Annotated in this window: 1 protein-coding gene; it reads left to right on the forward strand. The window is 75.7% G+C overall.

Going from position 1 to position 633, the window contains the following annotated elements:
• The coding region (locus PROKR_RS36270) for a carboxylate-amine ligase (protein ID WP_245605973.1) at positions 1-633 on the forward strand (633 nt) is incomplete at both ends.

Here is a 633-nt window from a genome sequence, read left to right on the forward strand (position 1 = left end):
GGCGCTCAGGCGGCGGCCGAGCGGCACGACGCCCGGATCGCGGCGCTGGGCACGTCGCCCCTGGCGTTCGCGGGGACGACGGTCGGCAAGCTCCGCTACCTGCAGGCGCGCGCCGAGTTCGGCCTGACGGCGCGCGAGCAGCTCACGAGCGGCTGTCACGTACACGTCGCGGTGGCCGACGACGTCGAGGGCGTCGTCGTGCTCGACCGGATCGGGCCGTGGCTCGCGCCGCTGCTGGCGCTGTCGGCGAACTCGCCCTACTGGATGGGCGACGACTCCGGGTATGCGAGCTTCCGCTCGCAGGTCTGGTCGCGCTGGCCGACGGCGGGCCCGACCCGGACCTTCGGGACGCCGGAGGCGTACCACGCCGCCGTCGAGGGCCTGGTCGCGACCGGCACGATCCTCGACCAGGGGATGGTCTACTTCGACGCCCGGCTCTCGGCCAGGTACCCGACCGTGGAGATCCGGGTCGCGGACGTGTGCCTCTCGGCGGACACGGCGACCCTCCTGGCAGCGCTGGCCCGGGGCCTCGTCGAGACGGCGGCGCGGGCTGGCGACGAACCGCCGCCGGAGGTGCCGGTGGAGATCCTGCGCACCGCCCTGTGGCGGGCGGGCCGCTCCGGCCTGTCGGGC

The organism is Promicromonospora kroppenstedtii DSM 19349 (assembly GCF_000515355.1).
In the GTDB taxonomy this organism is placed as follows: Bacteria; Actinomycetota; Actinomycetes; order Actinomycetales; family Cellulomonadaceae; genus Promicromonospora; species Promicromonospora kroppenstedtii.